We start from the raw sequence: 25,396 nt of genomic DNA on the forward strand, positions 1-25,396 counted from the left end.
TAAAATAAACACTACTGCAAATGATATGCTTCACTTTAGGATTTGAATGAAACCATAAACTAGACCAATATACAATCGCCAGCGGGTTAATGATGTCTTAAGTATTATTAAACTGTTATTGCAACCCCGATTAAATAAGTTAACAATCTGTAATAACCATTAGACATCCGAAGTGATAAAAAACATTCACCGCATTTATAACTTAATGATATCAAACCCATTTGCGTCCCATACAATTGGGTAGCGAACTTTTAATTTATTCATCACAATTATATTCAATTATTTCTGCAACCTTTTTCTCAGTCCAAAATTAGACAATTTGTAGGGTCGGAAAAGCAAAACCCAGCACAATTAGCTAAAGCACATATCCTGTCAACCAGGCCAGCCGGGTGCGTTTTTGCCTGCAGGGGTTGACATGCACAGTCGTATCCAGTACCACTAAAAGCATATTGAATTTAACGGAGCACGATTCATGATTCGCACCATTCGTTTCACCGGTCTACTACTACTAAACGCATCCACTTTGCGCGGTAGACTGGCGGGCGAAATTCAGCGTTGAATCGTCACCAGTAAGACTAAAAACCCGCGCCACTGCGCGGGTTTTTTTATGCTCGTAGCAAGGCGCCCTAAGACTGACAAGGACCTAACCCATGAGCCAGCAAGTCATTATTTTCGATACAACTTTACGTGACGGTGAACAGGCATTACAGGCAAGCCTGAGTGTGAAAGAGAAACTGCAGATCGCGCTGGCTCTCGAACGTATGGGTGTCGACGTGATGGAGGTCGGTTTCCCTGTCTCTTCTCCGGGTGACTTCGAATCCGTGCAGACCATTGCGCGTACCATTAAGAACAGCCGCGTCTGTGGCCTGGCACGCTGTGTGGAAAAAGATATCGATGTTGCGGCCGAGTCGTTGAAGGTTGCCGAAGCATTCCGTATTCATACCTTTATTGCAACCTCTCCTATGCACATTGCCACCAAGCTGCGCAGCACGCTGGATGAGGTCATTGAGCGCGCGGTCTACATGGTCAAACGTGCCCGTAACTACACGGATGACGTTGAATTCTCCTGTGAAGATGCTGGCCGTACGCCGATTGAAGATTTGGCGCGCGTGGTGGAAGCTGCCATCAATGCGGGCGCTAAAACCATCAACATCCCGGACACTGTCGGCTACACCATGCCGTTTGAGTTCTCCAACATCATTACCGGTCTGTATGAACGCGTACCAAACATTGATCAAGCGATTATCTCCGTACATACCCACGATGACCTGGGGCTGGCCGTTGGCAACGCCATCGCTGCGGTGCACGCCGGTGCACGTCAGGTAGAAGGCGCGATGAACGGCATCGGTGAACGTGCAGGTAACTGTTCACTGGAAGAAGTGATCATGGCGATCAAAGTGCGCAAAGACATCATGAATGTGCATACCCGCATCAATCACAACGAAATCTGGCGTACCAGCCAGACCGTCAGCCAGATCTGCAACATGCCCATCCCGGCTAACAAGGCGATTGTGGGTACCGGCGCCTTTGCGCACTCCTCCGGTATTCATCAGGATGGCGTACTGAAAAACCGTGAAAACTACGAAATCATGACCCCGGAATCCATCGGCCTGAACCAGGTTCAGTTGAACCTGACCTCCCGTTCCGGTCGTGCGGCGGTGAAACACCGTATGGAAGAGATGGGTTATAAGGACAGCGATTACAACATGGATCAGCTGTACGACGCCTTCCTGAAGCTGGCCGATAAAAAAGGTCAGGTATTCGACTATGACCTGGAAGCGCTGGCCTTCATCAATAAACAGCAGGAAGAGCCTGAGCACTTCCGTCTCGATTACTTCAGCGTGCAGTCAGGCTCCAGCGACATTGCGACTGCCTCGGTCAAACTGGCCTGTGGCGAAGACATTAAGGCCGAAGCGGCAAACGGCAATGGCCCGGTTGATGCCATTTACCGCGCGATTAACCGCGTCACCGAATACGACGTAGAGCTGGTGAAATATGACCTGACGGCCAAGGGCCACGGTGAGAATGCCCTGGGTCAGGTTGATATCGTGGTCACCCACAATGGCCGTCGTTTCCACGGTGTGGGCCTGGCGACGGATATTGTTGAATCCTCCGCGAAGGCGATGGTCCACGTGCTGAACAACATCTGGCGCGCCGCTGAAGTTGAAAAAGAGTTGCAACGCAAAGCTCAGAATAAAGAGAACAACAAGGAAACCGTGTAATGTCGAAGAATTACCATATTGCTGTGTTACCGGGTGACGGTATTGGCCCGGAAGTGATGGCACAGGCGTTGAAAGTACTGGAAGCCGTTCGTTCGCGTTTTGCGATGAAAATCTCCACCAGCCACTATGATGTGGGCGGTATCGCCATCGATAATCACGGTACTCCGCTGCCAAAAGCGACCGTTGAAGGGTGTGAAAATGCGGATGCAGTGCTGTTTGGCTCCGTGGGTGGCCCTAAATGGGAACACCTGCCGCCCGCCGGGCAGCCTGAGCGCGGCGCGCTGCTGCCACTGCGTAAACATTTTAAATTGTTCAGCAACCTGCGTCCGGCGAAGCTGTACCAGGGGCTGGAAACGTTCTGTCCGCTGCGTGCAGATATCGCGGCTAACGGCTTTGACATCCTGTGCGTGCGTGAACTGACCGGCGGGATCTACTTCGGGCAGCCTAAAGGGCGCGAAGGCAGCGGTCAGCATGAAAAAGCCTTTGATACTGAGGTCTATCACCGTTTTGAAATTGAACGTATCGCCCATATCGCCTTTGAGTCGGCGCGCAAACGTCGTCATAAAGTGACGTCTATCGATAAAGCGAACGTTCTGCAGTCTTCTATTTTGTGGCGTGAAATCGTCAGTGAAGTCGCGAAACAGTATCCGGATGTCGAACTGTCCCATATGTACATCGACAACGCGACCATGCAGCTGATTAAAGATCCGTCGCAGTTTGACGTTCTGCTGTGTTCCAACCTGTTCGGCGATATTCTCTCGGACGAGTGCGCAATGATCACAGGCTCTATGGGGATGTTGCCATCAGCCAGCCTCAATGAAGAGGGATTTGGCCTGTACGAACCTGCTGGCGGCTCCGCGCCCGATATCGCTGGCAAAAACATTGCCAACCCGATTGCGCAGATCCTCTCCCTGGCCTTGCTGTTGCGCTACAGTCTTGATGCCGGTGATGCAGCAACTGCAATTGAAAACGCCATTAACCGTGCGTTAGAAGAAGGTGTCCGTACCGGTGATTTAGCACGCGGCACGGCGGCAGTCAGTACCGATGAAATGGGCGACATTATTGCCCGCTATGTCGCTGAAGGGGTGTAATCATGGCGAAAACGTTATATGAAAAATTGTTTGATGCGCACGTAGTTTACGAGGCACCAAACGAAACCCCACTGTTGTATATCGATCGCCATCTGGTGCACGAGGTTACCTCCCCTCAGGCATTCGACGGACTGCGTGCGCATAAGCGCCCGGTGCGCCAGCCAGGTAAAACCTTCGCGACAATGGATCACAACGTCTCCACGCAAACCAAAGATATCAATGCGTCGGGCGAAATGGCGCGTATCCAGATGCAGGAGCTGATCAAAAACTGCAACGAATTTGGCGTCGAGCTCTACGATCTGAACCACCCGTATCAGGGTATCGTCCACGTGATGGGGCCAGAACAAGGCATCACCCTGCCAGGCATGACCATTGTCTGCGGTGACTCCCACACGGCCACCCACGGCGCGTTTGGGGCCCTGGCGTTCGGTATTGGTACCTCTGAAGTCGAACATGTTCTGGCGACGCAGACCCTGAAACAGGGCCGCGCCAAAACCATGAAGATTGAAGTGAAAGGCAAAGCGGCCCCGGGCATTACCGCCAAAGACATCGTGCTGGCCATCATCGGTAAAACCGGCAGCGCAGGCGGCACCGGTCACGTGGTGGAATTCTGCGGTGAAGCCATCCAGGCACTGAGCATGGAGGGCCGAATGACGCTCTGCAACATGGCCATTGAGATGGGGGCAAAAGCGGGCCTGGTTGCGCCAGACGAAACAACCTTCAGCTATGTGAAGGGCCGTCTGCACGCGCCGAAAGACCAGGATTTTATTGAGGCAGTTGCGTACTGGAAAACCCTGAAAACCGACGATGGTGCGACGTTTGACACCGTGGTTACGCTGCAGGCGGAAGACATTGCACCACAGGTCACCTGGGGAACCAATCCGGGCCAGGTGATTTCCGTTAACGATAATATTCCTGACCCGGCCTCTTTCAGCGATCCGGTCGAGCGCGCCAGTGCGGAAAAAGCGCTGGCCTATATGGGTCTGAAGCCAGGCATTCCGTTGACTGACGTGACCATTGATAAAGTGTTTATCGGCTCCTGCACCAACTCCCGTATCGAAGATTTACGCGCGGCGGCCGAGATTGCCAAAGGCCGTAAAGTGGCACCGGGCGTTCAGGCGCTGGTTGTGCCGGGCTCTGGCCCGGTGAAAGCCCAGGCGGAAGCTGAAGGCCTGGATAAGATCTTTATCGAAGCGGGCTTCGAGTGGCGCCTGCCTGGCTGCTCCATGTGCCTGGCCATGAACAATGACCGCCTGAATCCTGGCGAGCGGTGTGCCTCCACCAGTAACCGTAACTTTGAAGGCCGTCAGGGCCGTGGTGGGCGTACTCACCTGGTCAGCCCGGCAATGGCCGCCGCTGCGGCAGTGACCGGTCATTTCGCCGATATTCGCAGCCTGAAATAAGGAGACAATCATGGCAGAGAAATTTACCCAACATACGGGCCGGGTTGTCCCACTGGACGCCGCTAACGTCGACACTGACGCCATCATTCCAAAGCAGTTTTTGCAGAAGGTGACCCGTACCGGGTTTGGCGCGCATCTGTTTAACGACTGGCGCTTCCTGGACGACAAAGGCGAAGTGCCCAATCCCGAGTTCGTGCTGAACTTCCCGGAATTTAAAGGCGCATCGATTCTGCTGGCGCGTGAAAACTTTGGCTGCGGCTCTTCCCGTGAACATGCACCCTGGGCGCTCACCGACTACGGGTTTAAAGTGGTTATCGCCCCAAGCTTTGCCGATATCTTCTACGGCAACAGCTTCAATAACCAGCTGCTGCCGGTGACGCTGAGCGATGCGCAGGTGGACGAATTGTTCGCCCTGGTGAAGGCAAATCCTGGGATTTCGTTTGAAGTGGATCTGGAAGCGGAAGTGGTGAAAGCGGGTGATAAATCATACAGCTTCAGCATTGACGCCTTTCGTCGTCACTGCATGCTGAATGGCCTGGACAGTATTGGCCTGACGCTGCAGCACGAAGATGCCATCTCCGCCTATGAGCAAAAACAGCCTGCGTTTATGGGGTAGGCTGCGTACCATCCCGGTGAAGATCAACATCGTCCAACAAAATGGTGCAGTACACCATCAGTGTTAATTGATGTGGGCCTCATCACTGTTTGCCTCTTGCGTCAGCCTGAGGCAAACAGCCTCGGCTGACGCCACGCGCGCTATGCGCCTTCTCAGACCCTGTCAGAAAATCGTTTTATTGCGTGAAGCCGCCTTTCAGAATCATACATCTTTTACCCGGCAGGTTAGCACCAGCGTCACCACGGAAATGGCCGCAATCATCCAGTACACTGACGCGTGGCCGTAGGTTTGCGACAACGCCCCCTGAATCACCCCTGCCAGAATAACGCCCGTTGAAATGCTGTTGGTAAAGAGCGTAGTGGCAGAGCCTGCCCGTCCCGGCATTAAGTCCTGGAACCAGAGCATCCCAATCCCGGCCACGATGCCAATAAACACGGCGTTAAACAGCTGCAGCGCAAGCAGTGCTTCGCGCGAATGGAAGACGATCAGCCCCAGATAAAAAAGCACTCCCGCCGCCACGGCGACGATCATCATGCGGCGCTTTCCAAAACGCTTAACGTAATAACCCGCCAGGATCATCGCCGGAATTTCCAGGCCGGCAGCCGTCCCCATCAGGATCCCCGCCAGCTTGTCCGGCAACCCCAGATCGCTGCTGATCCACAGCGGCATATCAATGATGTACATGGTGTTGCAGGTCCACATCAGCATGGACGCGATAAACAGCATGCGGACGTTTTTATCCTGCCAGCCACTCACCTGGGTGATGGGTTTATCCGTCGTCTGCTCCACTCGCGCCACCGAGGGTAGCGCAAAGGCAATCAATATCAGGCTGATGACAAAAATGCCGGCAGCGATGGAAAACATGGTGGTAAAGCCATAGTTCAGCGCCAGCATAAACGCCAGCGGCGGGCCGATCACCCAGGCCAGAGAGAGCTGCGCACGCATGACCGAGCTGAACATCACCACTTCCCGCGCCGAGTTATCCGCGTATTCACGGGCCAGCGCGAACAGCTGCGGCATGGCGGTATTGGCGAGCGACGCCAGAAGCACGCCGCAGGTAATCAGCGTCAGGTAATGGCGATTGAAGGCAAACAGCAGCGCATTACCCACGGCCATGGCGCAACAAAAGAGGATCAGTTTGCGACGATCGCCCCGATTGTCCGATCGTTTTGCCAGTGCCAGACTGACCAGGATCCCGGCGATGGCGTTCACGGTATAAAACAACCCCACCCAAAACGGCTGCGCCCCCACCTCACGGCTGAGAAACAGACTCAGCGTCGGAGCCTGCAATGCCCCTGCCACGCCCATCATAAAGGCCACCAGCATAAAAGCGGCATACACGCCGTTCAGGCGTCGCCCCATCGTCATCAACCAGAGCATGCGCAAGTCCTTGTGAAAGCGAATCGAAAGTGGGTGAATAGTAAACGAAAAAAGCCAGCAAAAACATTTTGCTGGCGGGTGATAAGCACCAATACTCAGTCACACATGATCGAGGCGAGTTAGCAAGAAGAGGTCGGTTTCGTAACGTCCCACTGCATCAGATCTTCCAGGATTTTCAACCGTTGCTCTGCACACTGGCGGGCCAGCCAGGACGCTCCCTGCGTCGCTGAAAAATAACGCTGATAAAACTGACGTGCGGTAGACCTCTTCATAATTTACCTCCTCACTTCATCGGGAAGAATTATTGGCCTAATATAGGGATTAATAAATTGCTGATTTTTTGTCAGGAGTTCCCCTTTTATGCCCTCTGGTCGTCTGCAACAACAATTTATCCGCCTCTGGCAATGCTGCGAGGGGCGATCGCAGGAGACCACGCTGAACGCGCTGGCGGACCTGCTCAGCTGTTCGCGCCGGCACATGCGCACGCTGCTTAATACCATGCAGCAGCAGGGCTGGCTCAACTGGGAGGCCGAGGCGGGTCGCGGAAAACGCTCGCGCCTGACCTTCCTGTATACCGGGCTGGCGTTGCAGCAGCAGCGGGCGGAAGACCTGCTGGAACAGGACCGCATCGACCAGCTGGTGCAGCTGGTGGGGGACAAAGCGGCAGTACGCCAGATGCTGGTGTCGCATCTCGGGCGCAGCTTCCGTCAGGGTCGCCACATTCTGCGGGTGCTCTACTATCGACCGATGAAAAACCTGTTACCCGGCACGGCGTTACGCCGCTCTGAAACCCATATGGCCCGACAAATATTCAGCGGCCTGACGCGCATAAATGAGGAAAATGGGGAACTGGAAGCGGATATTGCGCACCACTGGCAGCAACTTTCTCCTCTTCACTGGCGCTTTTTTCTACGCCCTGGTATTCATTTCCACCACGGCCGCGAGCTGGAGATGGTCGATGTGATTGCCTCTTTAGAGCGCGCCTGCACGCTACCGCTCTATTCCCATATTTCACGCGTTCACTCCCCTACGGCATGGACACTGGATGTTGAACTGTCTCAGCCGGACAAATGGCTTCCGTGGCTGCTGGGCTATGTGCCGTCGATGATTTTGCCCGGTGAATGGGAATCGATGAATAATTTTGCCAGCCTGCCGATCGGCACCGGCCCCTACTCTGTATCGCGCAATAACAACAACCAGCTGAAAATCCGCGCTTTTGATGACTATTTTGGCTACCGGGCGCTGATCGACGAAGTGAACGTGTGGGTATTACCGGATCTCAACGAAGAGCTGAGCGCCGGGCTGACGCTGGAAGGGCCCACTACGGGCGAAAAGGCCGTGGAGAGCCGGCTCGAAGAAGGGTGCTACTATCTTCTGTTCGACAGCCGTACCCATCGCGGGGCAAACCATGAGGTGCGCAAATGGATAAGCCACGTGTTGTCGCCCTCCAGCCTGATTTATCATGCGGAGGAGCAGTACCAAACCTACTGGTTCCCGGCGTATGGTCTGCTTCCTCGCTGGCATCACGCCCGTCCGACATACTGCGACAAGCCCGCCGGGCTGGAGTCCATCACCCTGACCTACTATCGCGAGCACGTTGAACACCGCTTTATCGCCAGAATCATGACTCGACTGCTGGCCGCCGTTGGGGTGAGGCTGGATGTCAAAGAGGTGGATTACGATGAATGGCATCAGGGGGAGATCGTCAGCGACATCTGGCTCAACAGCGCCAACTTTACCCTGCCGCTTGATTTCTCGCTCTTCTCTCACCTGTATGAGGTCCCGCTTATCCAGCACTGCATAGACCGGGACTGGCAGCAGGACGCGGCCCGCTGGCGCGCCGGCGACATGAATCTGGCCTCATGGTGCCAGCAGTTGCTGGCTGAACAAGCGATCGTGCCGTTGATCCATCACTGGCTGATGATCCAGGGGCAGCGTAGTATGCGCGGTGTCAGAATGAATACGCTGGGCTGGTTTGATTTTAAATCCGCCTGGTTTTCCCCGCCGGAGCCATAACACTTTCGTAATATTTGCCAAATCATTACAATAGCGCCGTTCTCAACGGGGTGCTGCATCACTGATGTGCGCTGAGATAATACCCGTCGAACCTGATCCGGATAACGCCGGCGAAGGGATTTGAGGCTGTCACTCAAAATCCTTTGCCACTCAACCTTGAGGTGCAAAGTGTTAAAAAAAGTTCTCCCCCTTCTGGCGCTGTTTGCGCTGCCTGCCGTCGCGAAGCCCGTCCTGACGGTCTACACCTACGACTCCTTCTCAGCCGACTGGGGTCCGGGTCCGGTGGTGAAAAAAGCCTTTGAAGCTGATTGTCAGTGCGAACTGAAGTTCGTGGCGCTGGAAGATGGCGTCTCGCTGCTTAACCGCCTGCGCATGGAAGGCAAAAACAGTAAAGCCGATGTGGTGCTTGGGCTGGATAACAACCTGCTGGAGGCCGCCTCGAAAACCAGACTGTTTGCCAAAAGCGGCGTCGCCACCGATGCCGTCAGCGTCCCGGGCGGCTGGCAGAACGACACCTTTGTGCCGTTCGATTACGGTTACTTCGCGTTTGTTTACGACAAAAACAAGCTTAAAAACCCGCCGAAAAGCCTGAAGGAACTGGTCGAAAGCGAGCAGAAATGGCGCGTTATTTATGAAGATCCTCGCACCAGTACGCCAGGCCTGGGTCTGCTGCTGTGGATGCAGAAAGTCTACGGCGATGACGCTCCGCAAGCGTGGCAGAAACTGGCCGCCAAAACCGTCACCGTGACAAAAGGCTGGAGCGAAGCCTACGGTCTGTTCCTGAAAGGGGAAAGTGATCTGGTTCTGAGCTACACCACCTCCCCGGCTTACCACATCATCGCCGAGAAGAAAGACAATTACGCCGCCGCCAGTTTAGCTGAAGGGCACTATCTGCAGGTCGAAGTGGCAGCCCGCACGGCATCCAGCAAACAGCCCGAACTGGCTGAGAAGTTCCTGAAATTTATGGTCTCCCCGGCATTCCAGAACGCGATTCCAGCGGGTAACTGGATGTACCCCGTGACCAGCGTGACGTTGCCTGCGGGCTTTGAGAAACTGACCAAACCGCAAACCTCGCTGGAGTTTACGCCTCAGCAGGTTGCCGCACAGCGAGCAGCATGGGTAAGTGAATGGCAACGCGCCGTCAGCCGTTAATTCCCGGCTGGTTAATTCCTGGGCTGCTCGCCGCCGTATTGATGGTAGCGGTCAGTCTGGGCGCATTCCTTGCTTTATGGTTTAACGCGCCAGAGAGCGACCTGTTCGCGCTCTGGCACGACAGCTATCTCTGGCACGTTATCCGTTTCTCTTTCTGGCAGGCCTTTCTCTCTGCGCTGCTGTCGGTTATCCCCGCCATTTTCCTGGCACGCGCGCTTTATCGTCGCCGTTTCCCCGGCAGGCAGGCCCTGCTGCGCCTGTGCGCCATGACGCTGATCCTGCCGGTCCTGGTGGCCGTGTTTGGCATCCTGAGCGTCTATGGTCGTCAGGGGTGGCTGGCTTCACTTTTCAGCCTGATGGGTCTGGAGTGGCGCTTCTCGCCCTACGGACTGAAGGGCATTCTGCTGGCGCACATCTTTTTCAATATGCCGATGGCGACCAGACTCTTTTTACAGGCACTGGAAAACATCCCCGGTGAACAGCGCCAGCTTGCCGCCCAGTTGGGCATGCGCGGCGTATCCTTCTTCCGCCTGGTCGAATGGCCGTGGCTGCGTCGTCAGATCCCGCCGGTTGCGGCTCTGATCTTTATGCTCTGTTTCGCCAGTTTTGCCACCGTGCTTTCACTCGGCGGCGGCCCGCAGGCCACCACCATCGAACTGGCAATTTACCAGGCGCTCAGTTACGACTATGACCCCGGCCGCGCCGCGCTGCTGGCGATGGTGCAGATGGTTTGCTGCCTGTGCCTTGTGCTGCTGAGCCAGCGTCTGAGCAAAGCCATCCCGCCGGGCAGTAATCAGATAACCGGCTGGCGCGACCCGCAGGACAGCATGCATAGCCGGATCGCTGATCTGCTGCTTATCACGCTGGCGCTGCTGCTTTTGCTTCCGCCGCTGATGGCCGTCATCGTCGATGGCCTGAACCTGAATCTCGTTACCGTGATGCAGCAGCCCGTTCTCTGGCAGGCAACGTGGACCTCGTTACGGATCGCGCTCGCCGCCGGGCTGCTGTGTGTCATGCTGACCATGATGCTTTTATGGAGCAGCCGCGAGCTTTACGCGCGTCAGGTCCGTAAAGCCGGGCACGCCCTGGAGCTGACAGGCATGCTGATCCTGGCGATGCCCGGCATTGTACTGGCGACGGGGTTCTTTTTACTGTTCAACAGCACTATTGGCCTGCCGGAAAACGCCGATGGCATCGTGATTTTCACCAATGCCCTGATGGCGATCCCCTACGCGCTGAAGGTGCTGGAAAATCCGATGCGAGACATCAACAGCCGCTACGCGCTGCTGTGCCAGTCGCTCGGTCTGCAGGGCTGGCAGCGGCTAAAGATTATCGAACTGCGTGCGCTGAAACGCCCGCTGGCCCAGGCACTGGCTTTCGCCTGTGTGCTCTCAATAGGTGATTTTGGTGTCGTGGCGCTCTTCGGTAATGAAGATTTCCGCACCCTGCCGTACTGGCTGTACCAGCAAATTGGCTCCTATCGTAGCCAGGAGGGAGCCGTCACGGCGCTGCTGTTACTGGTGCTCTGCTTTGCCTTATTTACCGTTATCGAAAAACTTCCGGGGCGTAATGTTAAAACTGACTGATGTAACCTGGCTCTACCAGCATCTGCCAATGCGCTTCTCCCTTTCGGTTCGTCAGGGAGAGATGATTGCGGTTCTGGGTCCGAGCGGGGCCGGAAAGAGTACTTTGCTCAATCTGATTGCCGGTTTTCTGCAACCGGCGAGCGGGTCGATAGTGATTGAAAACCGCGACCATACGCGCACGCCACCCGCCCGACGTCCGGTGTCGATGCTGTTCCAGGAAAACAATCTGTTCATGCATCTGACGGTGCGGCAAAACATCGCCCTGGGTATGGATCCTGGCCTGAAACTCAACGACGGTCAGCGCCAGAAGCTGGAGCTGATTGCCGCTCAGATGGGCATTACCGCGTTTATTGACCGCCTCCCCGAAGCCCTCTCCGGCGGGCAGCGTCAGCGGGTGGCGCTGGCGCGCTGCCTGGTGCGCGAGCAGCCCATACTGCTTCTGGATGAGCCGTTCTCTGCACTCGATCCTGCCTTGCGCCAGGAGATGCTTACCCTGGTGCAGGACGTGTGCCAGCGTCAGCAACTGACAATGCTGATGGTTTCGCACAGCATTGAGGATGCCGCGCGGATTGCGCCACGATCGGTGGTCATTGCAGAAGGGCGAATTGCCTGGGATGGCGGCACAGAGGAACTGCTCAGCGGTCACGCAGGGGCGTCTTCATTGTTAGGCATCAGTGCGGGCTGACCCTCTCCCACGGGAGAGGGAAACAGATTAACGGCTCACCACCTTCAAGAGGATTTCACCGTACACCGGCATCAGCGGGTGGCGAATCAGGGCGACCAGCGCCACCACGGCAACCCCCAGCATTAACGGCGCGAGCCACAGCAGGCGCGAGCGTGGCAGATAACGCGTCAGGCGATCAACATTCGCTTTCGCGCTGCGCCACAGTCGCCAGCACAACCAGGCAGCGATCCACAACAGCAGGGCCGTAGCCAGCAACAACCACTTAAATTCACCGCTTTGCATTCCGTCAGGAATATCAACGGTGGCCCCCGCCAGGATCCCCGGCAGAAAGTAGAACGGCGGCCAGAAAACACAACCGATGATGTTCGGCACCACGAATTTCGCAACAGGCAGATCCAGCATCCCCGCGACCATCGGCACCAGCGGACGCGTTGGTCCAACAAAGCGACCGACGAGGATCGTGAACATGCTGTGCTGATGCAGCGCGTGTTCGGTTTTATCCAGCAAGGCTTTGTTCTTTTTCATGAACGACCAGCGGTGCAGCGGTTTCTTAAAGCGCCAGCCCAGCCAGAAGGAGATCCAGTCGCCGAGTAAACAGCCGATAATCCCCGCCATCCACGCCTGCCAGAAATTCACTTCACCGCTGCCAATCAACGCGCCCAGCCCCGCCATCATCACCGTGCCGGGGAGGATCAACCCAACAAGTGCAAGCGATTCCAGAAACGCCACCAGCGCAACGGCGATAAGCGAATACATAACGGACTGGGTGATAAAATGTTCCAGCAATGCCTGCATAACTATTCCGGTCAGAAAACGAATCAGGGATTCTGCTTAGCGCCCTGCACCGCGTCAAGACAACAATTGTCTGAATAGTTTACAGGTTGCTTCCACAGTTCACCTGCTTGTTTATCTTTTTTTACCGTTTATTCACATCCTGCCCGGAATTCACTGGGGCTGGCACCGGTGCATTTTTTAAATACCCGGGAGAAATAGAGCTGGTCTTCAAAGCCCACATTGCGCCCCACGGTGGCAATGGGCATGCGGGTGGTGCTGAGCAGGAGCTTCGCCTGGCTGATACGCTGGTCCTCACGCCAGCTCAGGACGCTAACGCCCAGCTGCTGACGGAACAGATGTGACAGCCGCGACGGTGAGAGACACACATGCTGGGCGACGCTGGCGATATCGAACTGGCTGTCGGCCAGATGGTCGCTGATGTACTGGCAGGCGTCGCGCACGCGGTTGTCCAGCGGAGGATTAAGTGACGCGTTTATCGCCTCCATCCGGCGCAACAGCACCTGTTCAAGCAGGTTAATCGCCAGCAGTTCGGCATACCGGCCACCCGCCTGCCCCGCTTCAATAATTTGGGCAAAGAGTTCGCGGAACTGAGCCAGATGAACCTCGTCCGGGCGATAAAAACCGGTGTGCGCAAAAATAGCCGGCCACGAGAGCCACTCCTGCCAGTAGGCGCGCGGGCGGAAGTAGACCCACTGGTGATACCACTCTTTGGCCTCCGGGTGACGCCCGTAGTGGTGGATCTCTCCCGGCGGAAACAGCAGCATATCGCCCGGACGGCAGACAAACTGCTGATCGTTATTTTTGATAATCCCTTCCCCACGCACCGTCAGGTTCAGAATATACCCTTTCATCCCGAGCGGTCGGTCGACGTAAAAATCGAGATATCCCTCAGCCTCGATAGGGGTCAGCCCCGCCACCAGGTGAGCATTAAACGAGTAGCCCGGTAATAAGGGATCGTTTTGCGTTTCGGCCATAGATTCAGTTCTCCCAAGGGTCCTGAAGGAAACCAATTGTCCATATCGATAAAAGCAGTATAAAAATGGCCCGCGAAAAGATCCAAAAAGCATCACGCCTCTTTTACGTCCGCCATGTTTCAGCCTTTCCCCCTGATTTCTCCGCCCACGGGGGCAGATCAGCAGTAACAAAAGTGTCTATAAGTGCGGCAGAAATGTCCACATTGATTATTTGCACGGCGTCACACTTTCTATTGCAACAGCAATTTAGTCCATAAGATTAGCGGATCCTGCCTGACGATTTTCGCCTCCAGTCTCTAATGTTCTCTCATACCTGTTTTTTGATGGAGCAACACCATGGCAATTGCGATTGGCCTCGATTTTGGCAGCGACTCGGTTCGCGCTCTGGCAGTGGACTGTACAAGCGGCCAGGAAATAGCAACCAGCGTTGAGTGGTACCCGCGCTGGCAAGAGGGGCGCTACTGCGATGCGCCAAATAACCAGTTCCGTCACCATCCACGTGACTACATTGAGTCGATGGAAGCGGCAATCAAAACCGTACTGACTGAACTGACCGACGCCCAGCGGGCAGAAATCGTCGGGATTGGCGTCGACAGTACCGGCTCAACGCCTGCCCCTGTGGATGCCGAAGGCCATGTCCTGGCGCTGCGCCCGGAGTTTGCTGATAACCCAAACGCCATGTTCGTGCTGTGGAAAGATCACACCGCCGTTGAAGAGGCCGAAGCCATTACCCGCTTGTGTCACCAGCCCGGTAAAACGGACTACTCGCGCTACATCGGCGGTATTTACTCCAGTGAATGGTTCTGGGCCAAGATCCTCCACGTAACCCGCGCGGACGCATCCGTTGCGCAGGCCGCGGTATCGTGGATTGAACTGTGCGACTGGGTACCAGCCCTGCTCTCCGGTACCACGCGTCCGCAGGATATCCGCCGCGGACGCTGCAGCGCCGGACACAAATCCCTGTGGCATGAAAGCTGGGGTGGCCTGCCACCGGCGGCGTTCTTCGATGAACTCGATCCCGTCATCAACAAGAGTCTGCAATACCCGCTGTTCACCGACACCTTCACCGCCGATATTCCGGTGGGTACGCTTTGTGAAGAGTGGGCGACGCGCCTGGGTCTGCCGCAAAACGTGGCCATCTCCGGCGGGGCGTTTGACTGCCACATGGGCGCGGTGGGCGCTGGCGCCCAGCCAAACACGCTGGTGAAGGTAATCGGCACCTCCACCTGCGACATTCTCACCGCGGATAAAGCCAGCGTAGGCGATCGGGCGGTAAAAGGCATCTGCGGCCAGGTTGACGGTAGCGTCGTACCGGAGTTTATCGGTCTGGAAGCGGGTCAGTCCGCCTTTGGCGATATCTACGCCTGGTTTGGCCGCGTGCTGGGCTGGCCGCTGGATCAGTTGGCGGCGGCACATCCTGAGCTGAAGACCCAGATTGCCGAAAGTAAAAAGCAGCTTTTGCCGCAGCTCACCGCCGCGTGGGCAAAGAATCCTTCTCTCGATCACCTGCCGGTGGTGCTCGACTGGTTCAACGGTCGCCGTACGCCATTTGCCAACCAGCGCCTGAAAGGGGTGATCACCGATCTTAACCTCGCCACCGACGCGCCAGCGCTGTTTGGCGGCCTGATTGCCGCAACTGCCTTTGGGGCGCGCGCCATTATGGAGTGCTTCACCGAGCAGGGCATCGACGTCAACAACGTGATGGCACTGGGCGGCATCGCCCGTAAAAACCCGGTAATCATGCAGGCCTGTTGTGACGTGCTGAACCGTCCGCTGCAGATTGTCGCCTCCGATCAGTGCTGCGCCCTCGGTGCAGCGATCTTCGCGGCCGTTGCGGCAGGCGTTCATGCCGATATCCCGACCGCGCAGCAGCACATGGCGAGCGCTGTCGAAAATACCCTCCAGCCGCGTGCTCAGCAGGCGCAGCGTTTTGAACAGCTTTATCAGCGCTATCAGCAATGGGCAAAAAGCGCCGAACTTCACTATCTCCCTGTCGCCGCCCCGGCCAAACACACCGCGGATACTACGGCAACCCTGACACATTAAGGACACAATAATGACCATTTTTAATAATTATGAAGTGTGGTTTGTCATTGGCAGCCAACATCTGTACGGGCCGGAAGCGCTGCAACAGGTGACGAAACATGCTGAGCACGTGGTCAACGCGCTCAATGCAGAGGCTAAACTGCCGTGCAAACTGGTGCTCAAACCGCTCGGCACGACCCCGGATGAGATCACGAACATCTGCCGCGACGCGAACTACGACGATAAATGCGCCGGCATGGTGGTGTGGCTGCACACCTTCTCGCCGGCCAAAATGTGGATCAACGGCCTGGCCATCCTCAATAAACCACTGATGCAGTTCCATACCCAGTTCAACGCGTCCCTGCCGTGGGACAGCATTGATATGGACTTTATGAACCTGAACCAGACCGCGCACGGCGGCCGTGAGTTCGGCTTTATCGGCGCACGTATGCGCCAGCAGCATGCGGTCGTCACCGGCCACTGGCAGGATCAGCATGCGCAAAAACGTATCGGCTCCTGGATGCGCCAGGCGGTGTCACGACAAGATACTCGCCACCTGAAAGTGGTGCGTTTCGGCGACAACATGCGTGAAGTGGCGGTCACCGACGGCGATAAAGTTGCCGCACAGATTAAATTTGGTTTCTCGGTGAATACCTGGGCCGTGGGCGACCTGGTGCAGGTGGTGAATGAAATCAGCGATGGCGACGTAAGCGCGCTGGTCGACGAATACGAAAGCAGCTACCGTCTGACCCCTGCTGCACAAATTCACGGTGACAAACGCCAGAACGTGCTGGATGCAGCACGTATCGAACTGGGCATGAAACGCTTCCTGGAACAGGGTGGCTTCCATGCTTTTACCACCACCTTTGAAGACCTCCACGGTCTGAAACAACTGCCCGGCCTGGCGGTACAACGTCTGATGCAGCAGGGCTACGGCTTTGCCGGCGAAGGCGACTGGAAAACTGCCGCTCTGCTTCGCATTATGAAAGTGATGTCAACCGGTCTGCAGGGCGGCACCTCCTTTATGGAGGACTATACCTACCACTTCGAAAACGGCAACGACCTGGTACTGGGCTCGCATATGCTGGAAGTGTGTCCTTCCATTGCCGTTGAAGAGAAACCGATCCTCGACGTGCAGTACCTTGGCATTGGCGGAAAAGCCGACCCGGCACGTCTGATCTTCAACACCCGTACCGGTCCTGCCATCAACGCCAGCCTGATTGACCTTGGCGACCGTTTCCGCCTGCTGGTGAACTGTGTGGATGCGGTTGAAACCCCGCATTCTCTGCCAAAACTGCCGGTCGCCAACGCCCTGTGGAAAGCGCAGCCTGACCTGCCAACCGCCTCGGAAGCCTGGATCCTGGCCGGTGGCGCGCACCACACCGTCTTCAGCCACGCGCTGGATCTGAACGACATGCGTCAGTTCGCCGAACTGCACGACATCGAACTGACCGTCATTGATAACGATACCCGCCTGCCCGCGTTCAAAGACGCGCTGCGCTGGAACGAAGTCTATTACGGTTCAAAACGTTAACAGGGGAACCTTTGGCCTGCCGCAGGGCGGGCCTCTTTTCCTGGAGGATTGCATGTTAGAAGATCTCAAACGTCAGGTACTTGAAGCCAACCTGGCGCTGCCCAAACACAATCTGGTGACGCTGACCTGGGGCAACGTCAGCGCCGTTGACCGCGAGCACGGCGTCTTCGTGATAAAGCCGTCAGGGGTGGATTACACGGTAATGACCACAGAAGATATGGTTGTCGTCAGCATCGCCACGGGCGAAGTGGTGGAAGGAAAGAAAAAACCCTCCTCCGACACGCCAACGCATCGCCTGCTCTACCAGGCCTTCCCGACCATTGGCGGTATTGTGCATACCCATTCGCGTCATGCGACCATCTGGGCGCAGGCCGGCCAGTCCATTCCGGCGACCGGAACCACGCACGCAGACTACTTTTACGGCACCATTCCCTGCACCCGTTTGATGACTGATGAAGAGATCAACGGCGAGTATGAGTGGGAAACCGGCAACGTTATCGTCGAAACGTTTGAAAAACAGGGTATCGACGCTGCGCAAATGCCCGGCGTGCTGGTGCACTCCCATGGACCTTTTGCCTGGGGTAAAAACGCCGAAGATGCGGTACATAACGCGATTGTGCTGGAAGAGGTCGCGTATATGGGCATCTTCTGCCGCCAGCTGGCACCGCAGCTTCCGGATATGCAGCCAACCCTGCTGGATAAACACTACCTGCGTAAACATGGCGCAAAAGCCTATTACGGGCAGTAAACTGTATATATACCCAGCGTAAAATATTCAACCAGGCTATAATCAAGCCTGGTTTTGTTTTATGGGATAGCGGCGTGGCGCAGGCGCAAGAAGGTTTTTTACTTACCCGACACTGGCGGGATACTCCTCAGGGCACCGAGGTGGCATTCTGGCTGGCGACGGACAACGGCCCGCTGCACGTGACCCTGCCGCCGCAGGAGTCCGTGGCTTTTATCCCGAACGATCATGTTGAGAAAGTAAAGCAACTGCTGCGCGGTGAAAATGGCTGGCGCCTGACGCCGCTTGAACTGAAAGATTTCCACCGTCAGCCCGTACATGGCCTCTACTGCCGCGCCCATCGCCAGCTGATGCGTTATGAAAAACTGCTGCGCGACGCTGGCGTGACGCTGTACGAAGCCGATATCCGCCCGCCAGAACGTTTTCTGATGGAGCGGTTTATTACCGCCCCCGTCTGGGTCGACGGCACCGCGCAAAACGGCAGCCTTATTAATGCCCGTCTCAAACCCAACCCTACCTACCGGCCGCCGTTGAAATGGGTCTCGCTGGATATCGAAACCACTCGCCACGGTGAGCTGTACTGTATCGGCCTGGAAGGCTGCGGGGATCGGGTTGTTTATATGCTTGGCCCCCCGAATGGCAACGCGTCCGCGCTGGATTTCCGGCTGGAGTATGTCAACAGCCGGCCACAGCTTCTGGAAAAGCTTAACCAGTGGTTTGCCGATCGCGATCCCGATGTGTTGATCGGCTGGAACGTGGTGCAGTTCGATCTGCGCGTGCTGCAAAAACATGCTGAACGTTACCGCATTCCTCTGATGCTGGGGCGCGGAAACAGCGAGCTGGAATGGCGCGAGCACGGTTTTAAAAACGGTGTGTTTTTCGCGCAGGCCAATGGCCGCCTGATTATCGACGGCATTGAGGCGCTCAAATCTGCCTTCTGGAATTTTTCCTCTTTCTCTCTGGAAGCAGTGGCGCAGGAGCTGCTCGGCGAAGGGAAATCCATCGACAACCCGTGGGACAGAATGGATGAAATCGACCGGCGCTTTAACGAAGACAAACCGGCGCTCGCCACCTACAACCTGAAAGATTGTGAGCTGGTGACGCAGATTTTCCACAAAACGGAGATCATGCCCTTCCTGCTCGAGCGCGCGACGGTGAACGGCCTCGCCGCTGACCGGCACGGTGGCTCCGTGGCCGCCTTTAGCCACCTCTATTTCCCGCGTATGCACCGGGCGGGCTATGTCGCCCCCAACCTCGGTGATGTGCCGCCGCAGGCAAGCCCGGGGGGTTACGTGATGGATTCCCGGCCCGGGTTGTATGACTCCGTGCTGGTGCTGGACTACAAAAGCCTCTATCCGTCCATTATTCGCACCTTCCTGATCGATCCCGTTGGGCTGGTGGAAGGGATGGCGCAGCCTGACGATTTGCACAGCACAGAAGGTTTTCTCGGGGCCCGCTTCTCACGGGAAAAGCACTGTCTGCCGGAAATCGTAGGAAACATCTGGCACGGTCGCGACGAGGCTAAGCGTCATGGCAACAAGCCCCTTTCTCAGGCGCTGAAAATTATCATGAACGCGTTTTACGGGGTTCTGGGGACCAGCGCCTGCCGCTTCTTCGACCCACGACTGGCGTCATCTATCACCATGCGCGGGCACGACATCATGCGCCAGACCAAAGCGTTGATTGAATCCCAGGGTTATGACGTTATTTATGGCGATACGGATTCCACCTTTGTCTGGCTTAAGGGCGCGCATTCAGAAGAGGATGCCGCGCGAATCGGCAAATCACTGGTGACTTTTGTGAACGCCTGGTGGCAGGAAAGTTTGCAAAAAGAGCGGTTAAGCAGCGCGTTAGAACTGGAGTTTGAAACCCATTTCAGCCGCTTTTTAATGCCCACCATTCGCGGTACCGACCAGGGCAGTAAGAAGCGCTACGCCGGTCTTATTCAGGAAGGTGACAAGCAGCGAATGGTCTTTAAAGGGCTGGAAACCGTGCGCACCGACTGGACGCCGCTGGCGCAGCAGTTTCAGCAAACGCTTTATCTGCGTATCTTTCGCAACGAGCCTTATCAGGACTACGTGCGTGAAACAATTGCCAGTCTGATGGCCGGTGAACTCGACGCCCAGCTGGTGTACCGCAAGCGCCTGCGCCGCCCGCTGGCTGAATACCAGCGCAACGTTCCGCCGCACGTCCGCGCCGCGCGTCTGGCGGATGAGGAGAACGTGCGCCGGGGGCGTGCCCCGCAGTATCAGAACCGGGGTACCATCAAATACCTCTGGACCACCAGCGGCCCGGAACCCGTGGATTACCAGCATTCGCCTCTGGATTACGAGCACTATCTTACGCGTCAGCTTCAGCCGGTCGCGGACGGAATTTTGCCCTTCATCGACGACGACTTTGCTACACTAGTGACAGGGCAACTTGGCCTATTTTGACACGTGACGAAATGGCTGCCATCCAGTACCATAGCGCCCTTTCCATTCCCGGACCCATTTTTCAATGACTGTCATTTTTGACGGTGGTTGAACTATTGCCTGCAATTTACGACTAGAGCCGAACAAATATGCCTTTTACACTTGGTCAACGCTGGATCAGCGATACAGAAAGCGAACTTGGATTAGGAACCGTGGTTGCCGTGGATGCACGAATGGTTACCCTCCTTTTCCCTGCTACCGGTGAAAACCGCCTGTACGCCCGCAATGATTCCCCTGTGACCCGCGTGATGTTCAACCCGGGTGACACCGTGACCAGCCACGACGGCTGGCAGCTAAAGGTCGAAGACGTAAAAGAAGAGAATGGACTGCTCGCCTACATCGGGACTCGCCTGGACACCGACGAGGCCAATGTCATCCTGCGTGAGGTGCTGCTCGACAGCAAACTGGTATTCAGTAAGCCACAGGATCGCCTGTTTGCCGGGCAAATCGACCGTATGGATCGCTTCTCCCTGCGCTATCGCGCACGCAAGTTCCAGAGTGAACAGTACCGTATGCCGTGGAGCGGCCTGCGCGGTCAGCGTACCAGCCTTATCCCCCACCAGCTGAACATCGCCCATGACGTGGGCCGCCGTCACGCACCTCGCGTACTGCTGGCAGATGAAGTGGGTCTGGGGAAAACCATTGAAGCGGGCATGATCCTGCATCAACAGCTGCTTTCCGGCGCAGCCGAGCGCGTGCTGATTGTGGTACCGGAAACCCTGCAGCATCAATGGCTGGTCGAGATGCTGCGCCGCTTTAACCTGCGTTTCGCTCTGTTTGATGACGAGCGCTATGCAGAAGCCCAGCACGATGCGGACAACCCGTTTGAAACGGAACAGCTGGTGATCTGCTCTCTGGATTTCGTACGCCGCAGCAAGCAACGTCTTGAGCATCTGTGCGACGCCGAATGGGACCTGATGGTGGTCGATGAAGCGCACCATCTGGTCTGGAGCGAAGATGCACCAAGCCGGGAATACATGGCTATCGAACAGCTTGCCGAGCGCGTGCCAGGCGTCCTGCTGCTGACCGCAACGCCGGAGCAATTAGGTCTGGAGAGCCACTTCGCCCGTTTGCGCCTGCTCGATCCAAACCGCTTCCATGACTTTGAGCAGTTCGTTGAAGAGCAGAATAACTACCGTCCGGTCGCCGATGCCGTTGCCCTGCTGCTGGCGGGTAAACATCTCTCGAATGACGAGCTCAACACCCTGAGCGATCTGATTGGCGAGCAGGATATTGAGCCTCTGCTGCAGGCGGCCAACAGCGACAGTGACAACGCGGATTCCGCGCGTAAAGAACTGATCGATATGCTGATGGATCGCCACGGCACCAGCCGCGTCCTGTTCCGTAACACCCGTAACGGGGTGAAAGGTTTCCCGAAACGCGAACTGCATACCATCAAATTGCCACTGCCGACGCAGTACCAGACGGCCATTAAAGTTTCCGGCATTATGGGCGCGCGCAAAACTGCTGAAGAGCGTGCACGCGACATGCTCTACCCGGAACAGATTTACCAGGAATTTGAAGGCGATACCGGCACCTGGTGGAACTTCGACCCGCGTGTTGAGTGGCTGATGGGCTATTTGACCGCGCACCGTTCTCAGAAAGTGCTGGTGATCTGCGCCAAAGCAGCCACCGCACTGCAGCTGGAGCAGGTCCTGCGCGAACGCGAAGGTATTCGCGCCGCCGTGTTCCACGAAGGGATGTCCATCGTCGAGCGTGACCGTGCCGCGGCATGGTTTGCAGAAGAGGACAGCGGTGCCCAGGTTCTGCTGTGCTCTGAAATCGGGTCTGAAGGCCGTAACTTCCAGTTTGCCAGCAACCTGGTGATGTTCGATTTGCCGTTCAACCCGGATCTGCTGGAACAGCGTATCGGCCGTCTGGATCGTATTGGCCAGGCGCATGATATTCAGATCCACGTACCTTACCTGGAAAAAACCGCCCAGTCCGTACTGGTGCGTTGGTTCCACGAAGGTCTGGATGCGTTTGAGCATACCTGTCCGACCGGCCGCCCGATTTACGATCAGGTGCACGCCGATCTGATCGGCTATCTGGCCGCGCCAGAGAATACCGACGGGTTTGATGAACTGATCAAAGCCTGCCGTGATAAGCATGAAGCGCTGAAATCTCAGCTGGAACAGGGTCGTGACCGCCTGCTGGAGATCCACTCCAACGGCGGTGAAAAAGCCCAGGCGCTCGCTGAAAGCATTGAAGAGCAGGATGATGACACCAGCCTGATCAGCTTCTCCATGAACCTGTTCGACATCGTTGGCATAAACCAGGACGATCGTGGCGAGAATTTGATTGTCCTGACCCCGTCCGACCATATGCTGGTCCCGGATTTCCCTGGCCTGCCGGAAGATGGATGCACCATCACCTTTGAACGTGATGTGGCACTGTCGCGCGAAGATGCGCAGTTCATCACCTGGGAGCACCCGCTGATCCGCAACGGTCTGGATTTGATCCTCTCAGGCGATACCGGCAGCAGCACCATCTCGTTGTTGAAAAACAAAGCGCTGCCAGTGGGTACCCTATTGCTGGAACTGATTTACGTTGTCGAAGCGCAGGCGCCGAAACAGCTGCAGCTCAACCGCTTCCTGCCGTCAACGCCTGTGCGTCTGCTGCTGGACAAAAACGGCACGAACCTCGCCGCTCAGGTTGAATTCGAGAGCTTTAACCGCCAGCTGAGCGCCGTGAACCGCCATACCGGCAGTAAGCTGGTCAATGCGGTACAGCAGGATGTGCACGCTATTCTGCAGCTGGGTGAAACGCAGATCGAAAAAGCGGCCCGGGCGCTGATTGATGCCGCACGTCAAGAAGCCGACGACAAACTGTCCGCGGAACTCTCCCGTCTGGAAGCGTTGAAAGCGGTAAACCCAAACATCCGCGATGACGAGCTGGCAGCGATCGAGAGCAACCGTCAGCAGGTGCTGGAAAGCCTTAATCAGGCAGGCTGGCGTCTGGATGCCCTGCGTCTTATCGTTGTGACGCATCAGTAAACGGAGCGCAAGATGGTGATGGAGCCTTACAATCCACCTCAGGATCCCTGGCTGGTGGTGCTTTATCAGGATGAGCACATTATGGTGGTCAACAAGCCCAGCGGCTTGTTGTCCGTGCCAGGGCGTCTGGATGAGCACAAAGACAGTGTGATGACGCGTATTCAGCGCGATTATCCTCAGGCGGAGTCTGTCCATCGTCTGGACATGGCCACCAGCGGTGTGATTGTAGTGGCGCTGAATAAAGCGGCGGAACGCGAGCTGAAACGCCAGTTCCGCGATCGCGAGCCGAAAAAGCAGTATGTCGCACGTGTCTGGGGGCATCCTCAGCCGGCGGAAGGGCTGGTGGATTTACCGCTGATCTGCGACTGGCCGAACCGACCAAAACAAAAGGTCTGTTACGAAACCGGCAAAGCAGCGCAAACCGAGTATGAAGTGCTGGAGTACGCGCCAGATAACACTGCGCGCGTGCTGCTTAAACCGATTACCGGGCGCTCGCACCAGCTGCGTGTCCATATGCTTGCGCTGGGGCACCCGATTCTGGGGGACAGATTTTACGCGCCGCCCGATGCACTGGCGCTGGCGCCACGCCTGCAGCTGCATGCGCAGACGCTCACCATCACCCATCCGGTTTTTGGCAATGCAATGACGTTTAAAGCCCCAGTCGACTTCTGAAAAAAAGGCCCGACACTGTCGGGCCTTTTTTATTTGAAACTTTTCTTCTCTTTAATCAACTCGTACGCTTTCTGAATTTCCTGCGCTTTTTGCTTCGCCATCTCCATCATCTCCGGCGGTAAACCTTTCGCGACCAGTTTGTCCGGGTGGTGCTCACTCATCAGCTTACGATAGGCACGCTTGATGGTGGTTACATCGTCCGATGGCTTCACCCCCAGCACGTTACAGGCATCCTCCAGCGTCGGACCCCGCTGCGCCTGCTGCCAGGCACCGCCAGAGGACTGCTGGTGATAGCCGCCGCCAAACTGCGCACCGCCCTGCATCATGCGCAGGAACTGGTCGAACTGCATACGGGAGATGCCCAGTTCTTCCGCAATAACGTATAAAACATCGCGTTCATTAGGATGAAGTGAACCATCGGCAAACGCCGCCTGGATTTGGATCTCCAGAAACATCCGAATTAAATCAAAACGGCCGAAGCAGATGCTGCGGAACTGACGCATTTTATCGCGCAGCGGATAGTTATCCGCTTTACCGATGCGAAACGCATTTTGTGCCGCGAGACGGGAGTCACCATGCAGATTCATGCGGTCCATAAAGACGCTGGCTATCTGAATATCGGCTTCCGTCACACGCCCTTTTGATTTGGTTAAGTGCCCCATCACCTCAAACGTGGTGGAGAAAAAGAGGGACTGACGCTCACGCTGATTGGCAAACCAGGCCATTTTGCGGCTGCGAGCCTTATCAAACATATGGCCGATAATAAGCCCCAGTACGATCCCCCAGAACCCGGCACCCATGATGATGGCGAACGCAACGCCGATTATTTTACCCCAATACTGCATATACTCCCCGGTTAGTCATGTTCCTGGCCGACGCAACGTCATCATCACAGTGTTCAAGCCACGGTCAATTGAAGGACATCGCCTATAATTTGCTTTATCATACTCGTCATTCGATAGCGAGCCTAACACTCTGGCGCGCAAACGGGCAGGATTAACGCTGGTACTGCGCTGATGAGTAAGATAGT

Annotated in this window: 19 protein-coding genes and 1 riboswitch; of the genes, 14 read left to right on the forward strand and 5 right to left on the reverse strand. The window is 56.2% G+C overall.

The genetic code is table 11. The features are described from left to right. Positions 1-650 precede the first annotated feature (650 nt). Genes leuA through leuD form a run of 4 tightly spaced genes read left to right on the forward strand, consistent with a single transcriptional unit; the run spans position 651 to position 5,332 of the window. Positions 651-2,222: a 2-isopropylmalate synthase gene (leuA, locus tag QLG09_RS05440; protein ID WP_014168617.1), complete on the forward strand. Its 1,572-nt coding sequence runs from the start codon at positions 651-653 to the stop codon at positions 2,220-2,222. Continuing rightward, complete coding sequence (gene leuB, locus QLG09_RS05445; RefSeq protein ID WP_020882572.1) at positions 2,222-3,313, forward strand: 3-isopropylmalate dehydrogenase; 1,092 nt, start codon at positions 2,222-2,224, stop codon at positions 3,311-3,313. The genes leuA and leuB overlap by 1 nt, the downstream gene beginning before the upstream one ends. Before the next feature lie 2 nt (positions 3,314-3,315). Beyond that, positions 3,316-4,716, forward strand: a complete 1,401-nt coding sequence (leuC, locus tag QLG09_RS05450) for a 3-isopropylmalate dehydratase large subunit (protein ID WP_020882571.1) — start codon at positions 3,316-3,318, stop codon at positions 4,714-4,716. Between the two features lie 10 nt (positions 4,717-4,726). Continuing rightward, the gene (gene leuD, locus QLG09_RS05455) at positions 4,727-5,332 is read left to right on the forward strand and encodes a 3-isopropylmalate dehydratase small subunit (RefSeq protein WP_014168614.1); all 606 of its coding nucleotides are present in this window, start codon (positions 4,727-4,729) and stop codon (positions 5,330-5,332) included. 201 nt (positions 5,333-5,533) lie between these two features. On the opposite strand, the gene QLG09_RS05460 is transcribed toward leuD, so the two are convergent. Further along, positions 5,534-6,712, reverse strand: a complete 1,179-nt coding sequence (locus tag QLG09_RS05460) for a sugar efflux transporter (RefSeq protein ID WP_020882570.1) — start codon at positions 6,710-6,712, stop codon at positions 5,534-5,536. Positions 6,713-6,831: 119 nt separating this feature from the next. Further along, a complete protein-coding gene (gene sgrT / locus QLG09_RS05465; RefSeq protein ID WP_014168612.1) occupies positions 6,832-6,984 on the reverse strand; it encodes a glucose uptake inhibitor SgrT in 153 nt (50 codons plus the stop codon). Between the two features lie 88 nt (positions 6,985-7,072). On the opposite strand from sgrT, the gene sgrR reads away from it, so the two are divergent. The 4 genes from sgrR to thiQ all read left to right on the forward strand — a co-directional run bounded on the left by sgrR (position 7,073) and on the right by thiQ (position 12,151). Continuing rightward, a complete protein-coding gene (sgrR, locus tag QLG09_RS05470; RefSeq protein ID WP_049023065.1) occupies positions 7,073-8,728 on the forward strand; it encodes an HTH-type transcriptional regulator SgrR in 1,656 nt (551 codons plus the stop codon). Between the two features lie 36 nt (positions 8,729-8,764). After that, a riboswitch (TPP riboswitch) is annotated at positions 8,765-8,865 on the forward strand. 31 nt (positions 8,866-8,896) lie between these two features. Beyond that, complete coding sequence (gene thiB, locus QLG09_RS05475; protein ID WP_282488765.1) at positions 8,897-9,880, forward strand: thiamine ABC transporter substrate binding subunit; 984 nt, start codon at positions 8,897-8,899, stop codon at positions 9,878-9,880. After that, positions 9,856-11,466 (forward strand): thiamine/thiamine pyrophosphate ABC transporter permease ThiP, encoded by a 1,611-nt coding sequence (gene thiP, locus QLG09_RS05480; RefSeq protein ID WP_049023064.1) that lies wholly within the window; start codon positions 9,856-9,858, stop codon positions 11,464-11,466. The genes thiB and thiP overlap by 25 nt, the downstream gene beginning before the upstream one ends. Next, complete coding sequence (gene thiQ / locus QLG09_RS05485; protein ID WP_020882567.1) at positions 11,450-12,151, forward strand: thiamine ABC transporter ATP-binding protein ThiQ; 702 nt, start codon at positions 11,450-11,452, stop codon at positions 12,149-12,151. Before thiP ends, thiQ begins: the two co-directional genes overlap by 17 nt. Positions 12,152-12,178: 27 nt before the next feature. On the opposite strand, the gene QLG09_RS05490 is transcribed toward thiQ, so the two are convergent. Together QLG09_RS05490 and araC are read right to left on the reverse strand one after the other, a co-directional pair. After that, on the reverse strand, positions 12,179-12,946 hold the full coding sequence (locus tag QLG09_RS05490) for a DedA family protein (protein WP_014168607.1): 768 nt from the start codon (positions 12,944-12,946) through the stop codon (positions 12,179-12,181). Between the two features lie 128 nt (positions 12,947-13,074). After that, positions 13,075-13,920: an arabinose operon transcriptional regulator AraC gene (araC, locus tag QLG09_RS05495; protein WP_025205437.1), complete on the reverse strand. Its 846-nt coding sequence runs from the start codon at positions 13,918-13,920 to the stop codon at positions 13,075-13,077. A gap of 336 nt (positions 13,921-14,256) precedes the next feature. Here araC and araB point away from each other — a divergent pair, with 336 nt between their 5' ends. The 6 genes from araB (at position 14,257) to rluA (ending at position 24,366) form a co-directional block, all read left to right on the forward strand. Beyond that, positions 14,257-15,966 carry a ribulokinase gene (gene araB / locus QLG09_RS05500; protein ID WP_044867129.1) on the forward strand — a complete coding sequence of 570 codons (1,710 nt, stop codon included), beginning with the start codon at positions 14,257-14,259 and terminating at the stop codon, positions 15,964-15,966. Between the two features lie 10 nt (positions 15,967-15,976). Next, positions 15,977-17,479, forward strand: a complete 1,503-nt coding sequence (gene araA, locus QLG09_RS05505; RefSeq protein ID WP_014168604.1) for an L-arabinose isomerase — start codon at positions 15,977-15,979, stop codon at positions 17,477-17,479. Between the two features lie 52 nt (positions 17,480-17,531). Then, positions 17,532-18,227, forward strand: coding sequence for an L-ribulose-5-phosphate 4-epimerase (gene araD / locus QLG09_RS05510; RefSeq protein ID WP_049023062.1), 696 nt, complete (start codon positions 17,532-17,534; stop codon positions 18,225-18,227). A gap of 74 nt (positions 18,228-18,301) precedes the next feature. Continuing rightward, on the forward strand, positions 18,302-20,659 hold the full coding sequence (polB, locus tag QLG09_RS05515) for a DNA polymerase II (RefSeq protein ID WP_032679614.1): 2,358 nt from the start codon (positions 18,302-18,304) through the stop codon (positions 20,657-20,659). A gap of 128 nt (positions 20,660-20,787) precedes the next feature. After that, on the forward strand, positions 20,788-23,694 hold the full coding sequence (rapA, locus tag QLG09_RS05520; RefSeq protein ID WP_040018606.1) for an RNA polymerase-associated protein RapA: 2,907 nt from the start codon (positions 20,788-20,790) through the stop codon (positions 23,692-23,694). A gap of 12 nt (positions 23,695-23,706) precedes the next feature. Continuing rightward, on the forward strand, positions 23,707-24,366 hold the full coding sequence (gene rluA / locus QLG09_RS05525) for a bifunctional tRNA pseudouridine(32) synthase/23S rRNA pseudouridine(746) synthase RluA (protein WP_014168600.1): 660 nt from the start codon (positions 23,707-23,709) through the stop codon (positions 24,364-24,366). A gap of 29 nt (positions 24,367-24,395) precedes the next feature. Here rluA and djlA read toward each other — a convergent pair whose 3' ends face one another. Beyond that, positions 24,396-25,211: a co-chaperone DjlA gene (djlA, locus tag QLG09_RS05530; protein ID WP_014168599.1), complete on the reverse strand. Its 816-nt coding sequence runs from the start codon at positions 25,209-25,211 to the stop codon at positions 24,396-24,398. Between the last annotated feature and the right edge of the window lie 185 nt (positions 25,212-25,396).

Origin of the sequence: Enterobacter sp. V89_11, assembly GCF_029967775.1 — a bacterium.
GTDB lineage: Bacteria > Pseudomonadota > Gammaproteobacteria > Enterobacterales > Enterobacteriaceae > Enterobacter > Enterobacter ludwigii.